At 67.1% G+C, this 13,858-nt stretch carries 11 protein-coding genes; 8 read left to right on the top strand and 3 right to left on the bottom strand.

The genetic code is table 11. From position 1 onward, the window contains the following. Window positions 1-15 precede the first annotated feature (15 nt). The 5 genes from rfbC to MUN46_RS07335 all read left to right on the top strand — a co-directional run bounded on the left by rfbC (window position 16) and on the right by MUN46_RS07335 (window position 5,025). Window positions 16-588 (top strand): dTDP-4-dehydrorhamnose 3,5-epimerase, encoded by a 573-nt coding sequence (rfbC, locus tag MUN46_RS07315; protein WP_243377286.1) that lies wholly within the window; start codon window positions 16-18, stop codon window positions 586-588. Then, complete coding sequence (gene rfbD / locus MUN46_RS07320) at window positions 585-1,433, top strand: dTDP-4-dehydrorhamnose reductase (protein WP_243377287.1); 849 nt, start codon at window positions 585-587, stop codon at window positions 1,431-1,433. Before rfbC ends, rfbD begins: the two co-directional genes overlap by 4 nt. Next, the gene (gene rfbB / locus MUN46_RS07325; protein ID WP_243377288.1) at window positions 1,430-2,455 is read left to right on the top strand and encodes a dTDP-glucose 4,6-dehydratase; all 1,026 of its coding nucleotides are present in this window, start codon (window positions 1,430-1,432) and stop codon (window positions 2,453-2,455) included. Before rfbD ends, rfbB begins: the two co-directional genes overlap by 4 nt. 84 nt (window positions 2,456-2,539) lie before the next feature. Further along, the gene (locus tag MUN46_RS07330; protein WP_243377289.1) at window positions 2,540-3,712 is read left to right on the top strand and encodes an iron-containing alcohol dehydrogenase; all 1,173 of its coding nucleotides are present in this window, start codon (window positions 2,540-2,542) and stop codon (window positions 3,710-3,712) included. Window positions 3,713-3,741: 29 nt separating this feature from the next. Beyond that, on the top strand, window positions 3,742-5,025 hold the full coding sequence (locus MUN46_RS07335; RefSeq protein WP_243377290.1) for a purple acid phosphatase family protein: 1,284 nt from the start codon (window positions 3,742-3,744) through the stop codon (window positions 5,023-5,025). A gap of 132 nt (window positions 5,026-5,157) precedes the next feature. Here MUN46_RS07335 and MUN46_RS07340 read toward each other — a convergent pair whose 3' ends face one another. From MUN46_RS07340 to MUN46_RS07350, 3 genes are all read right to left on the bottom strand, one after another. Further along, on the bottom strand, window positions 5,158-6,081 hold the full coding sequence (locus MUN46_RS07340) for a universal stress protein (protein WP_243377291.1): 924 nt from the start codon (window positions 6,079-6,081) through the stop codon (window positions 5,158-5,160). A gap of 181 nt (window positions 6,082-6,262) precedes the next feature. Continuing rightward, window positions 6,263-7,861, bottom strand: a complete 1,599-nt coding sequence (locus tag MUN46_RS07345; RefSeq protein WP_243377292.1) for a hypothetical protein — start codon at window positions 7,859-7,861, stop codon at window positions 6,263-6,265. A gap of 298 nt (window positions 7,862-8,159) precedes the next feature. Then, complete coding sequence (locus tag MUN46_RS07350) at window positions 8,160-9,434, bottom strand: Zn-dependent hydrolase (RefSeq protein WP_243377293.1); 1,275 nt, start codon at window positions 9,432-9,434, stop codon at window positions 8,160-8,162. A 401-nt stretch (window positions 9,435-9,835) separates the two neighbouring features. Here MUN46_RS07350 and MUN46_RS07355 point away from each other — a divergent pair, with 401 nt between their 5' ends. The 3 genes from MUN46_RS07355 (at window position 9,836) to MUN46_RS07365 (ending at window position 13,739) form a co-directional block, all read left to right on the top strand. Beyond that, a complete protein-coding gene (locus MUN46_RS07355) occupies window positions 9,836-10,462 on the top strand; it encodes a hypothetical protein (RefSeq protein WP_243377294.1) in 627 nt (208 codons plus the stop codon). 71 nt (window positions 10,463-10,533) lie between these two features. After that, window positions 10,534-12,324, top strand: coding sequence for a sensor histidine kinase (locus MUN46_RS07360; RefSeq protein ID WP_243377295.1), 1,791 nt, complete (start codon window positions 10,534-10,536; stop codon window positions 12,322-12,324). After that, window positions 12,321-13,739 (top strand): FAD-dependent oxidoreductase, encoded by a 1,419-nt coding sequence (locus MUN46_RS07365; RefSeq protein WP_243377296.1) that lies wholly within the window; start codon window positions 12,321-12,323, stop codon window positions 13,737-13,739. Before MUN46_RS07360 ends, MUN46_RS07365 begins: the two co-directional genes overlap by 4 nt. Window positions 13,740-13,858 lie beyond the last annotated feature (119 nt).

Raw genomic sequence — 13,858 nt, forward strand, 5'->3', positions numbered from 1 at the left:
GGAGGAGAGAAGGAAATGGAGAAGCTTGAAACCGCACTGCCGGGGGTGTTTGTTCTGCAGCCCCGGATTTTCGGCGACGGGCGCGGGTATTTCTGCGAGACCTGGAATGAAAGGACCATGGCTGAGGCGGGGCTCGACGTGCGGTTCGTTCAGGACAACGAGTCCCTGTCGCACTACGGCGTCATCCGCGGCCTTCATTACCAGAAGGGCGCGGCGTCGCAGGCCAAGCTGGTGAGGGTGATCGAGGGCGAAGTGCTCGATGTGGCGCTTGATCTGCGCGCGGGCTCGCCCACCTTCGGGCGCTTCGCGGCGGTGAGGCTCTCGGGCGAAAACCACCGCCAGCTGTTCATCCCGAAGGGGTTCGCGCACGGCTTTGCGGTCCTTTCGAAAAGGGCGGTCTTCGCCTACAAGTGCGACGCCTTTTACGAGCCCGCGGCCGAAGGCTCGGTGAGCGCCCTCGACCCGGAGCTCGGGATCGACTGGGGGGTGCCCGCCGCGCAGGCCTCTTTTTCGGAAAAAGACCGGGCCGCGCCGAGCTTCGCGCGCTATCGCTCGAACCCGGATTTCTTTTTCGGGAGGCAGCCGTGATCGCGGTGACGGGGGCCGGGGGCCAGCTCGGCCAGGCGCTGGTCCGGAGGGCCTCGGGGCTTGGGATCGGCGTGCTCGCGCTCGGGCGCGCCCAGCTCGATGTGACGGACCCCGCCCGCATTTCGCAGGTGCTCGGCGCAGGCCGCTTCGAGGCCGTCGTCAACTGCGCGGCCTACAACGCGGTGGACAGGGCCGAGGACTGCCCGGGAGAGGCTTTCGCGGTGAACGCCTATGCGCCCTGGCTGCTCGCGCAGCAGGGCATTCCCCTGGTGCACGTCTCCACCGACTATGTCTTCGACGGCGCCTCGGAAAGGCCCTACGAGGCCACGGACGCGCCGAGGCCGCTTTCGGTCTACGGGCTGAGCAAGCGCTCGGGCGAGGAGGCGCTCCTTGAAAGCGGGGCGCGGGGCGTGATCGTCCGCACGGCCTGGCTCTATTCCAAGCGGGAGGGAACGCGGAATTTTTTTCAAACGATCCGCAGGCTTGCCCGCGAGCGGCCGGAAATTTCCGTCGTGGACGACCAGGTGGGCTCGCCCACGCTGGCCGACGATCTGGCCGAGGCCATTCTCCTACTCCTGCGCGCCGGGGCGCACCGCCGCCCGATGAGCCTTTTCCATTTCGCGGGAAAGGGTAGCTGCTCGCGCTTTGAATTCGCCCGGGCGATCGTGCGCTCCGAGGGGCTCGCCTGCCGCGTCCGCCCGGTGCCCACCGGTGCTTTTCCCGCGCGGGCGCGAAGGCCCGCGCATGCTGTTTTGTCCTGCTCGCGCTTTGAGCGCGCCTGCGGCGCCGCCCCCAGGGGATGGCTTGAGGCGCTCGAGAGCCGCGAGGCCTGGGAGGTGCTGTGACCGCTTTTGAAAAAACAATCCTTGTGACCGGAGGCGCGGGCTTCATCGGCTCGAACTTCATCTTCGGGCTTGCCCGCAGAAGGCCTGAGATCCGGGTGATCGACCTTGATCTTCTCACCTACGCCGCGCACCCGCAGGTCTGGGAGGCGCAGAAGGCGATGCCCGGCGTCGTGCCTGTGCGCGGGGACATCTGCGACACGGCCCTGGTCGCCTCGCTGCTCGAGCGCTTTGACGCGACCGGCATCATCCATTTCGCGGCCGAGAGCCACGTCGACAACTCGATCGCAGACCCCCAGGGCTTCGTCCGCACGAACGTCCTGGGCACGGCCTCGCTGCTCACGGCGGCCGTCCGGGTCTGGAGGAAAAAAGGGGTTCTCGGCTCCGCCCGCTTTCACCATGTTTCGACGGACGAGGTCTACGGCGCGCTCGGGCCCGAGGGCTTCTTCACCGAGTCTTCGCCCTACGCCCCGAGCAGCCCCTATTCAGCGAGCAAGGCCTCGTCGGACCTGCTCGTGCGGGCTTTCGGGCGCACCTACGGCCTCAACTACACCATTTCCAACTGCTCCAACAATTTCGGCCCCTGGCAGCACGCCGAAAAGCTCATTCCCACGGTGATCCGCAAGGCCCTTGCGGGCGAGCCCGTGCCGATCTACGGCAGCGGGGGCAACGTCCGCGACTGGCTGTGGGTCGGTGACCACTGCCGCGCGATCGAGCGGATTTTCTTCGACGCGGCCCCCGGCGAGACCTTCAACGTGGGCGGACACGGCGAGCGCGGGAACCTTGAGATGGCGCGCGGCATCTGCGCGCTGCTCGACCGCCTCAGCCCCCGCCGGGACGGCAGGCCCTACGCCGCACAGATCGCTTTCGTGGCAGACCGCCCCGGGCACGACTTCCGCTACGCCATTGATCCGTCGAAGATCGAGCGCGGGCTCGGCTGGCGGCCCGAGCTCTCCTTCGAGGAGGCGCTGGAGCGCACCGTGCGCTGGTACCTGGGGGAAGGCCGCGCGCTGCTCGCGCCTTAGGGGCTGCGCCCTCCGCAGAGCAGCCTCGCGCCGTCCGCCCGGCGGGCTATGATGTCCGGAGCCTTTTACAAGAGGAAGGATCTCATGGAGTCTTTCAGCTTTCAGAACAAGGGCCGGCTGCTCTTTGGCGAGGACAGGACGGGCGAGTTCGCGCGGCTTGCGGCCGGGCTTTCGAAGCGCGCTCTCGTCGTCTGCGGGGCGCACTTCTCCCGCAGCGGCGAGCTGGCCGGGCTCGAGCAGGCGCTTGAGGCCGCCGGCGTGCGCGTCTGGGTGGAGCCCGACCTCAGCAGCCCCAGCATCGAGCAGGCCCGCGCCATGATGGAGCTCTGCCGCCGGCAGTCCATCGGGCTTGTGATCGGCGTGGGCGGCGCCACCGTCATGGACTTTGCGAAGATCGTGGCCTACGGGGCGGCGCAGCAGCGCGACGTCTGGCCCGAGATCGAGCAGCGCGGCGAGCCCCGGGGCGGCAGCAGGCTCGCCCTGGCCACGGTTTCCACCTATCCCTCCTCGGGCTCTGACATGGACGGGGCGGCCGAGATGGTGGAAAAGGAAACCGGGCGCGCGGGCGGGCTCTACGGCGAGCTTCTGCAGGCCGACCTCTGCTGGCTCAATCCCGGCTACGCGACCGGCATTCCGGGGCCGATCCTCGCCTACGGCGCGATGACCGCCGTGATTCAGGCCGGCGTCGCGTTCCTGAGCGGCGGGCGCTGCAGCTTTGCGGAAAACGCGAGCCTTGCCGTCTCCCGCACGATCCTTTCCAGCCTGCCCGCGGCCCTCAGGGGCGAGCGGGAGGCGATCGGCGAGCTGCAGCTCGCGGCCTGCATGAACGGCTTCGGGCCGACCTCATTCGGGAAGAAAGAGGTCGACTTCAGCCTGTACTTCATCGAGGGCATCGTTGAAAACTACTGGGAAATCCCGTACGTGCCCGCGATCACGATCCTGTTCCCCCACTGGCTGAAGAGCGTCTGGAGCGACGGCGGAGCCTTCCGCGATTACTTCAGGCTCGCCTGGGGCGCGGACACCGCGGGGCTCACGGGGCCCGAGGCCCTTCAAAAGGGGCTCGACGCCATTCACCGGGCCTACGATGACTTCGGCATCGCCTGGACGCTCCAGGCCCTGAAGCCGATGAACCCAGGGCGCGGGAAGCTTCTTCAGTTCGTGCGGGAGCCCGGCCCCTGCGAAAGCTCGTTCAGGACGTTCACGGAAGACGACGTCGCCTCTCTGATCCTTGAAGCCCAGGGCGCGCGGCTCGATTAATCCCGCGGTTCATTGAAAGGCAGAACACCATGGCTGATCTTTTGAAGCTCTCGCGGCGCCGGCTGCTCGCCGGAAGCGCGGCCGCGGCGGCTCTTTCCGCCTCCGGTTGCGCCGCGCCCCGCGGCGGGCAGGAGGCCGATCCCACGCCGCCTCCCGTCTGGCCGCGGCTCACCGTGGGGGCAGACTGCGCCCGCTCGGTCACGGTCCAGTGGAAGCGGCAGGGACCGGGCGAACTCGTCCTGAGGAGAGCGGATCCTCAGGGCCCTGAGCGGCGGTTTTCCGCCCCGCAGCGCGACGCCGAGGCCGAAGGCGTGATCTTTCCCCTCCACACGGTGAGGATTGACGGCCTGGAGCCCGGCCAGGACTACGAGTACCGCGTGGAGCCGGACGGCTCCTGGTTCCGGTTCAGGACCGCGGAAAGCGGCCGCTGCCGGGCGCTCGTCTTCGCCGACAGCCAGTCGAGCGACCGCTTCAAAACCTGGGCGCGGGTCTACCGCGGGGCGCTCAGGCACTTTCCGAGGCCGGATTTCGCCGCAAACCTCGGCGACCTTGTGGACATGGGCAGCCGCCTGTCCTACTGGGCCGACTGGTTCGAGGCCGTGACGCCTGCCATCGCGAGCGTTCCCGAGGCTCCGGTGATGGGAAACCACGAGTGCTACCGAAAGAATCCCGGCGACCGGCAGTTCCGCCCGATCATGCCGAAGGCCTATCTCGAGGCCTTCCCGGTGCCGGAAAACGGCGAGGGCGACCTCGAGCGCTGGTACTACGCCTTTGACTGCGGCCCCGTGCACTTCATCGTGCTCAACACGCAGTGGCTCGAGGCCGCGGCCTTCAGGCCCCGCCTCTACGAGCGCATGAAGCTGTGGTTTCTTGAAAAGGGCTCCAAAACGAACCTGCCCTGGCGGGTCGTGATGATGCACAAGGACATCCTGCACTACCAGAGGCCGGGAAAGCCCTGGAAAACCCGCTTTTCACAGACCGGCAGGCGGCTGATGCCGCTGTTTGAGCAGACCGGCATCGATCTCGTCCTCACCGGGCACCTGCACACGTACCGCAGACGCGGCTTCGTGAGGAACTTCAGGCACGCGAAGGACGGCCCTTATTATTTTGTCTGCGGCGTGTCGGGCAACATCCGGCACAATGTCGAGGCGCTGCATGAGCTAGACCTTTATGCCGCGCCAAGGCCCGAGACCGACAACTTCATGACCCTTGAGGCCGACGCCGGGAAGCTTTCGGTGCGCTGCTTCCTGCCCGACGGCCGGGAGCTGGACCACGCCCTGCTCGAGCGCTCCTCCGGCCGGGCCTCCGGCTGACCGGATCGGGAGCCCCGGCGGGCGCGCAGAAGGTGAAAGGCCGGACAAGGGCCTGAAAAGGACAGAAATGGCGCTGCTCTGCCGCAGCCCTCTGCTTCTCAGCGGGGGGCTGCAGGGGGGCTGCCTTCGGGATCAGGACTGCTTCTGGGGCTCCGGCTTTCCGCCCTGGACCACGAGCAGCGGGATGGAGCTGTGCGCGGCGAGCGTCTGCGCGGTGGACCCCATCACGGCGGATTTGAGCCTCGTGTAGCCGTGCGTGCCGGTGACGAGAAGGTCGACGCCGTTCGCCTCCGCATAGGCGGTGATTTCCGAGGCGGGGTTGCCCACGAGGCAGACCCCGTGCGTTTCAAGCTTCGCCCGCTCGAAAAGCGGCTGCACCTTCGACATGGCGTCCTTGAAGTCGTTTTGCTCGAGTTCGGTGATTTCCTGCTCCGAGAGCGTCGGCATGGCGATGCCGGTGACGTTCGTGAGGGCCGCGCCGCGGTAGTCGTTCACGACGTTGATGAGGTCGAACCGGGCGTTGCGCCCGAACAGCTTCGGGTGCTTCAGGATGTACTGCGCGGCGGCAGCCCCGTAGGAGGATCCGTCGACGCAGACGCCCACGTGCAGGTCGTCGCCAAGCGGCCCCTGCTTTTCCTTCACAAGGAGCACCGGGCAGCAGGCCATCGAGATCACGCCCGTGGACACCGAGGTCATGAAAAGGCCGCGCAGCGCCCCGAGCCCCCGGGTGCCCATCACGATCAGGTCGGCCCCGTAGCGCTTCGCTTCCTCGGCGATTTTCTGGTCGGGCACGCCCACCTGCATCGACTCGCGCACGAAAAGCCCCTCGCTGTTCAGAACCTGGCGGCAGCGGGTGAAGACCCGTTCGGCATGCTCTTCGTAATAGCGGTCGATCGCCCCCTGGCCGAACAGGATCGAGGAGCGGCGCTTGAGGGGCGTCTGGACGTTGAGAAGCTCGATGCTCGCACTCGCCCCGAGCAGGGTTTTCCTCGAGGCGAGGAATTCGACGGCGTGGCGGCTGCCCGAGCTCAGGTCGACGGGAACCAGTATTTTCATTTTTCTCAAGCTCCTCACAGGAAAGTTGGTGCGCGCACCCCCTTGAAGAACCGGGGTTCTGCAGAGGCTGCGCTCTGATTATGCCGAGTATAGGCTGAGCGGGGGCGGGCGGTGGATGGAAATGAGACCTTTTCCGATTTTTTTTTCGAAGCCTGGCCGCCTGGCTCGCGAGGCGCCGGGGCTACCGGAAGGCATCCATGGGCGAGGTGCAGTTTTCCTCGATCCATTCCCAAAGCAGGGCGGGGAGGACTTCGCCCCGGCTTTTTTCGCCGCAGCGCACTTTCACGTGGAGATGGTCCTCCGCGGGCGAAATGGTGAGCCGCTCCCCCGAGGGCAGCGAAAGCTCCGCCCGGCGCCCGGCGGGAAAAAGGCTCACCGAGGAGACCTGCAGCCGGCCGAGGCCCGGCCCGGGGCAGGGCATTCCGCACAGGCTGAGCGTGCAGCGCAGCATTTCCCGCGGTTCGGAGGCGAACCCGGCGGCAGCGGCGGCCCTGGGGAAAAGTGAGGAGGCCGAAGCGGGCTGCGGGGGCTCGCCCTCCCGAAAGAGCTGAAAGCGGCTCGGCCCGCCGTCCTCACTGCCGCGCCCGATGGACAGACCGGGACGTCCGCTGCAGGCCACGGTGAAGGTCCGGCCGTCGTAGGCGATGCGCGCCGAGGCCTCGTCCCTGAATTCGAGGATGAGCGCCGAGGCCGTGGCCGCCGCGATCCCGAAACGGCGGACGGCCTCTGAAAAGCGCGCTTCGAACCCGGTCTGCCCGGGCCTCCAGGGCTCCTTCTCGAAGGCGGGGACCGCCCGGCCGATGAAGCCGAATTCAGGAGGCGGCGCTTTGATCCAGACTTCGATCGGGTCGTCGACCCCGGGATCGCGAAGCAGCCGCAGGAAGCGGCTGCCGGTGACGCGCCCGCCCTTGGGACTGCCGGGCATGGACCAGTCGGCCCAGCCGGAAGCCGTTCCGCCGCCCTCGGGCAGCCGCGAAACGCGGTCCTGCCCGCAGTGAAGCCGCAGCGCCGCGATCAGCAGCCGGAACTCCATCGGATCGAGCGCCTCGCGGGGCGGCATGAAGAGAAAGGCGGGTCCCGGGGCTTCGCGCCAGGGCACGCCCGCGCTCTCAAAAAGCGAGCGGTAGAGCGCGCGCTGCGCAGAGCCGGCGCTACCCGTCAGGTCGAGCTTCCAGATTCCGCCCTGGGGGGCGCGTGCGCAGGCGAGCCTTTCGCGCTGCCAGGCCCGGAGCGCCTCTTCAAGCCTCTCGCCCAGGGCGGCCGGCTCCGGCGCGATCGCCCGGGGCGCGCGAGCGACCTCGAACAGGTAGTCGTCGAGCTCCGCGTAGGCGCCGATGCCGAGCAGCGCCCGGGGAATTCCCCCGCGGTGCGTTCCTTCGGAGAGCACGGAGAGCGCTGCGAGGTGCTCGGCCAGCGTGACGGTCCAGACTTCGTCCGGAAACGGCCTGTGCGCCAGGGTTTCGAGTGCGCGGTGCGCCCGCTCTCGCCAGGGCTCCTTGGGGCTCGCCGGGACGATGAGCGCGTCGGGCACCAGCAGGGCCGTGTCAACGGCCCGGCCGCCCGCTTCCCGCGCAAGCCCCCGGGCGTCGATCCGGCGGCCCGCCTTGATCAGCGGCGAGAGAAGGGCCGCGGTGAAGGCCGAAGGGGGTGAATCGGTGTGCGAGACCAGGGCCGCGCTTCTCATTGCAATGTCGGAGAGCCGCCGCTCCGGGTGCCGGCGGTCAAACGAGAGCAGGCGCTGCAGCGCGAATTCGGCGGGTCCCGGTGCGGTGCTTTTCATGTGGGCGTCCCTGTGGGGCCGCAGGCCGGAGCGGATGTCTGGCGCCGCCTGCGGACGAGCGGAATTTTTCTGTAATATTCAGACATCATATCGTGCATTTCGGGACGAGGCTCCCCTATTTTTCTGTGGCGCGCATCCGCGACAATTTCCTGATCAGGCTTCTGCTGAAGCTGATCGTGCTTCTGCTCACGCTCAAGCCTGACGGCAGCCACTTGTAGGGGGAGAGGGCCGCCCGCACCGCAGCGGAAAACGGGCGGCTCCGGGGCGCGCCCGGGCCCTGCAGCCCCAGGCCTTTCATTCAGAGGTCGTAGTTTTCCATCAGCAGCAGGAGCAGCTTCACGCCCTGCATGAAGTCCTCGATTTTCATGTCTTCGTTCGGATTGTGCGATCCTTTCTGGTTCGCCACAAAGATCATGGCCGAGGGAACGCCCGCGTTGGCCATGACGGCGGCGTCATGGCCGGCCCCGGAAGGCATCACGAGGAAGGGGATGCCGTGGGCGGCCGCCGTGTTGGCGATTTTTGCAACGAGCCGGGGATTGAGCCGCGCGCATTCGGTCCTCAGCATTTTGTCGAACTCGAAGCGCACGCCGCGCTTTTTCGCGATCCGGTCGGTGTCCCGCACGAGCATCTCGTGGAAGCGCTCGAGCGTGCCCATGGACTGGCTTCTCATGTCGACGCAGAACGTGACGAGCCCCGGCACCTTGGTGATCGAGGCCGAGGGGTCGGTCCTGACGACCCCGGAGGTGAAAACCAGGTCCTCCTGCCGGTCGAGCCGGTGGATCCAGTGCTTTTCCATGCTCATCAGCAGTTCGGCCGTGGCAAGGACCGCGTCGTGGCGGAATTCGTAGTCCACGGCGCCCGAGTGAGCGGTCTCTCCGACGCAGCGGATCGACTTGTGCCGGAGGTTGCCCCTGATGCCGGTCACGACGCCGATGCGCTTCCGGGGTTTTGAATCAAGCCTCGGCCCCTGCTCGATGTGCAGCTCGACGAAGGCGGCGATGCGCCCGAGGTCTGCAAGCGGCCGGCCCGTCACCATTTCTTCGGGGCGGAAGCCCGCGCGCGTGATCGCCTCGGCCAGCGTTTCGTTTCTCGTGCGGTGCCGCAGCTGCAGGTCCTCGGGCCTCAGCTTTCCGGTGAGCGCCATCGTGCCGACGTAGGGCTTCCCGAAATAGGAGCTTTCCTCCATGCGCGTGACAAGCACCGTCACGTCGCGCAGGGGGCGGAAGCCCGTTTTTTCCATCCACCACAGGCAGGTGAGCGGCGCCACGACCCCGGCGAGTCCGTCGTAGTTCCCGCCCTGGGGCACCGAGTCGCCGTGAGAGCCGCTCATGAAGGCCGACAGCTCCCGGTGACGGCCCGGCAGCGTGAGGTAGAGGTTTCCGGCAGCGTCCGTCTTTTCTTCGAGCTTCAGGCTCCGGCCGAGCTTTTTGAAGTAGTCGTGGACTTCGTTCTCCTTCGCGCTGTAGCCCTCGCGGGTGTACCCTCCCGCCGGGTCCTTCGTGAGGGAGGCGATGTCCTCGAATATGTGCCGGGCGAAGGAAAGCCCTTCGACCGCGATGTCCTGTTCTGCCATGCCGGTTCTTCCTTGGTCTGCCGCAGGCTCCGGACGAAGCGCCCGGGAAAAAGATGACCTGCCACACAATCATAATCGGTGGCTCCCCCGGCGGTCGAGCGCGCCCGGGCCGCGCTTTGAGAAGGCCCGAGGCGGCCTGCGGGATTTTCATCTAAAAAATATAATGAAGTGCTTTAAGATATCATTAATAATAAATTGAAAATAATAAATATTTATTGTTCAGTAAAACAGAAGCGCGCTTCGGAGCCCCGGCCGGCGGGCCCGGCCTGCCCTCCCGGGCCCTGCGCCTCGCCCGGATACAGCAGGAAACAATTTTCCGGCGCATCCTGTTTTCCGCGGGGCGCGGCAGAGAGGAAAATGGCAGCGGAATCTTTTTGCCGGATCTCCGGCTTCGTCTTGCCATGAACAAATTACGACCGGCCGCCGCCGCGGCGCTGGCCACGGTTCTCCTTGGCGCCTGCTCGTCGCTCAATCCCGACATCCGGGCGGTCAAGGACACCGTGATCGAGGAAAACCACTCCTTTTTCACCGTGGGCCGGGTGCTCGACTTCTACCCGGACTGTCTCGACACCAGCTGGGACGCCTATAAGGATCCCAGGGGGCACCGCTGGGTCTTTTATTCCTGCCGCTCAAAGTCGATCAGGGAGTTCCGCGAGCAGGCCCTCTCGGACCTGAAAAAAGAGGGCGCGAAGAGCGCTCACAGCGACAGGGCCGAGAAGGCGCTCTCGTTTTCAGAAGCCCAGCTCGTGCTCTCCTTCAGGCTTCTGGGCGAAAGCGATAAATGGAAGGTCTCCGCGGCTCATGTGAACCTCGGCTGGCCGGACGGCCGGACGGCCTCGCTGCCCGTGCCCGTCTACGTGGTCATCGCGGCCATGAAAAAAGGCGAGCCGCTCAAGCCCGAGGAGATCAACGAGGAGCCCGGGTTTGCGAGCCGCCTCTTCGGGCGCGTGACGCGCCGCATTGAGCTTTATTTCCTCATGCGGGCCTACGAGAACGCCAGCCTGAAGCCGCAGGGTAAGCCTCTCTAGCGTCCGCGTCCGCTTTGAGCGGAAAATAAAGGCTGTCAGAGTTTTTTTCCCTTTTTTGGGGGGCGGCGCAATTGAAAACGAAGGGGCTCGCTGCGGGCTTGATTTTGGGCTGGGTCTGTGCGGCGGCGATGGCCGTGGAGCCGGTCTCGGGCCGCCAGGCCGTTCGCTTCGGGCTTTTCGACACTTTCAGCCCGCAGTTCTACGCCCAGACCGTGGAGCCGACGCTGAGCTACCTCGCTCAGAAGCTGCCCGGATACCGCTTCGAGATCAAGTACCTGGAGGCGGCTGACGCCGAAAGGTCGCTTTCTGACGGCTCCGTCGATTTCTTCATCGCGCCCTCGGGCATTTACGGAATTCTGATCCATTCGGTCGGCATCAGGCACATCGCGACCCGCCGCCGCTTCCCGGGCCAGGATCCCTCGCGAAGCGTCGCTTCGGCCTTCATCGTCCGCAGCGACCGCACGGACCTGCGCACAATCGCCGACCTCAGGGGGCGCACCGTGGCCGCGAGCCAGCCGCTCGATTTTGAGGGCTGGCAGATCGCGATGGGCGAGCTCGCGCAGTCCGGCTACAACTGGCGCCGCTTCTTCAAGTCCGTGAATTTCGTTCACTATCAGATGCCTGACGTGGTGGCCGAGGTTCTGGCCGGCGGCTCCGACGCCGGCGTCATCCGCGCCTGCGCTCTCGAGCAGCTCGAGCGCGAGGGCTGGGTGGAGAAAGGGGTGCTGCGGGTGGTGGGCGACAAGGCCGGCCCGGGCGCCTCCTGCCGCCGCAGCACCGGCCTGTATCCGGACGCCGTGATCGGCTCGCTCGAGCGCGCGAACCCTGACGTAGTGCGCGACGTGACCGTGGCGCTGCTCACGATGCCCGCAGGCGGCGCCGGCTGGGACTGGAGCGTCTCCTCGGACTTTCTCGCGCTCGACCGCCTCTACCGCAGCCTTGAGATCGGCCCCTACGCGTACCTGCGCGACCGCAGCTGGAAGGCGCTCTGGCAGCGCCACAGGGAGAAGATCCTGCCGCTTGCCGCGCTGCTGCTTCTGCTGCTCGCCTACGAGGCGCGGCTGCACTACCTCGTGCGCGTGCGCACCCGCGACCTCACCGAGGCGCTGCGAGCCAAGGATGCGGCCGAAGCCGACGCGAGGCACAGCCGGGAGCGGCTCACGAACCTGGAAAGGGCGGGCGTGATCTCGCAGCTCTCCTCAATGATTGCCCACGAGCTGAAGCAGCCCCTCGCCTCGATCTCGAACTACGCCTCGGGGCTCGAGGAGCGGTGGCGCAGGGCGGGAGGCCCTCCGGGCCGGCTCGAGCAGATGGCCGTCGATTCGATCCGCGAGGAGGCCGGCCGCGCCGCGCAGATTGTCGACCGGGTCCGCGCTTATGCGAAAAACCAGGTGGGGCCGATGGGACTGGTCGATTTTTCCGAGACCGTGAAGAAGGCGATCCGCACCTACGAGCGCAACGCCGCCGCCCCCGTCGAGCTCGGCTCGGAGATCGAGGCGGGCATCACGGTCCTGGGGCACGGGCTCGAGCTCGAGCTGCTCGCGCTCAACCTGATCCGCAACGCCGGCCAGGCTGCCGCGAAGCAGCCGCATCCGTCCGTCACCGTGATCCTTCGGCGCGACGGGCCGAAGGCAGAGCTTGAGGTGCTTGACAACGGGCCGCGCGTGAGCGACTCGGACTTCAGGCGCCTCACGGAAATTTCAGAAAGCGTGAAGCCGGGGGGACTGGGGCTCGGGCTCGCCATTGTGCGCGACATCGCCGACAGGCACGGCGCCTCGCTGCGGTTCGAGCGGATGGATCCCTGCGGCCTGAGGGTGACGGTGCAGCTGCGGCGCGAGCCCGATGAAGGAGAAAAGCGATGAAAAGAAGGCTGCTTCTGGCCGGGGCCGTGCTTTCTCTGGTGAGCCGGCCTGGCGCGGCGGGCCCGCGCGGCGGGGTCGACGTTCTCGTGATCGGGGCGGGCATCGCCGGGCTTGCGGCCGCGGTCTCTGCCCGGGAAGCCGGGGCGGGCCGGGTGCTCGTGCTCGAAAAAGGCCCCATGATCGGGGGTCACGCGGCCTACGCCGACGGCTCCATCTGCGCGGTCTACCCGAAGCTGCAGAAAAAGGCCGGGATCGAGGATTCGCCCGCTCTCATGGCGCGGCAGCTCTGGGAGTGGGGCGGCCGGCAGGGCGACCTCAGGCTCATTGAGACGCTCGCGCGAGGCTCGGGCTCCGCGATCGACTGGCTGCAGTCGATGGGGGTGCGCTTCATGCCCCGCGTTTATGTGTCCTATCCCGGCTCCTACCCCCGCGCGATCACTTCCCACCCGGACCGCGGGGGGTTCGAATACATCTGGGCGCTCAACCGCAGGGCCCGCGCCCTGGGGGTCGAAGTGCTGCTCAACGCGCGTGCTTCCGCCCTGACCTCCTCGGGCGGCAGGGTGACCGGCGTGCAGGTCGAGCGCTCGGGGCGCACCGAGACGGTCGCGGCCCGCTCCGTTGTGATCGCCACCGGCGGCTTTTCCGCGAACAAGGCCATGGTGAGGCGCTTCGCGCCGCAGGGCTTCGACCCGGACGCGGGCAGCTCGGCCAACCCCGGAGGGCGGCATTTCGACGGCGCCGACGGCGACGGGATCCGGATGGCGCAGGAGGCCGGGGCGGCGCTCTCGGGCATGTCGGAGGTCGAGCTCATCACGCGCCACGGCGGGCGGCTGCTCGACTATGCGGGCGGCGACATCTACGTGAACGCCGAGGGGCGGCGCTTCGTGAACGAGAACGCCCCGCACCGCGAGCAGGCCCGGGCGATCCTCGCGCAGCCCGGCCAGGTGATCTGGGTCATCACCGACTCGAAATCCCTTAAAGGCCCGGTGCTGCAGCACAAGCTGGCGATCGGCGAGGTGCGCCAGGCTGCGTCGGTGGAGGAGATGGCCCGGGCGATGAAAGTGCCGCGCAGGAGCCTTGAGGAGACGCTGAGCCGCTACAACGGCTTTGTCGAGCGGGGCCGGGATCTCGACTTCGGGAAGACGGTCTTCACGCAGAAAATCGACACCCCGCCTTTTTACTTCGGCCGCGAGACGCTTGAGGCCCACTACACGATCGGCGGGATAAGGATCAATCCCCAGGCCGCGGTGCTGCGCGCAAACGGCACGGCGATCCCGGGCCTATGGGCCGCGGGAGAGACCACGGGCGGCGTCCACGGCACGAGCCGCCAGGGCGGGGCGGCCTTCACCGACTGCCTGGTCTTCGGGAGGATCGCGGGGCGGGAGGCCGCACGGGCGGCCCGGCGGACGCCCTGAAACGGAAACTCCCGCGATCCTAGCTCCAGAAGGGGTTGACGCAGGACAAACTCAGGCCAAATTAATTTCAAATATCCCGGAAATTCAATGATTTGAATTTGCCGGGATATTTATTTTAT

The organism is Mesosutterella faecium (assembly GCF_022809315.2).
GTDB classification, from domain to species: domain Bacteria; phylum Pseudomonadota; class Gammaproteobacteria; order Burkholderiales; family Burkholderiaceae_F; genus Mesosutterella; species Mesosutterella faecium.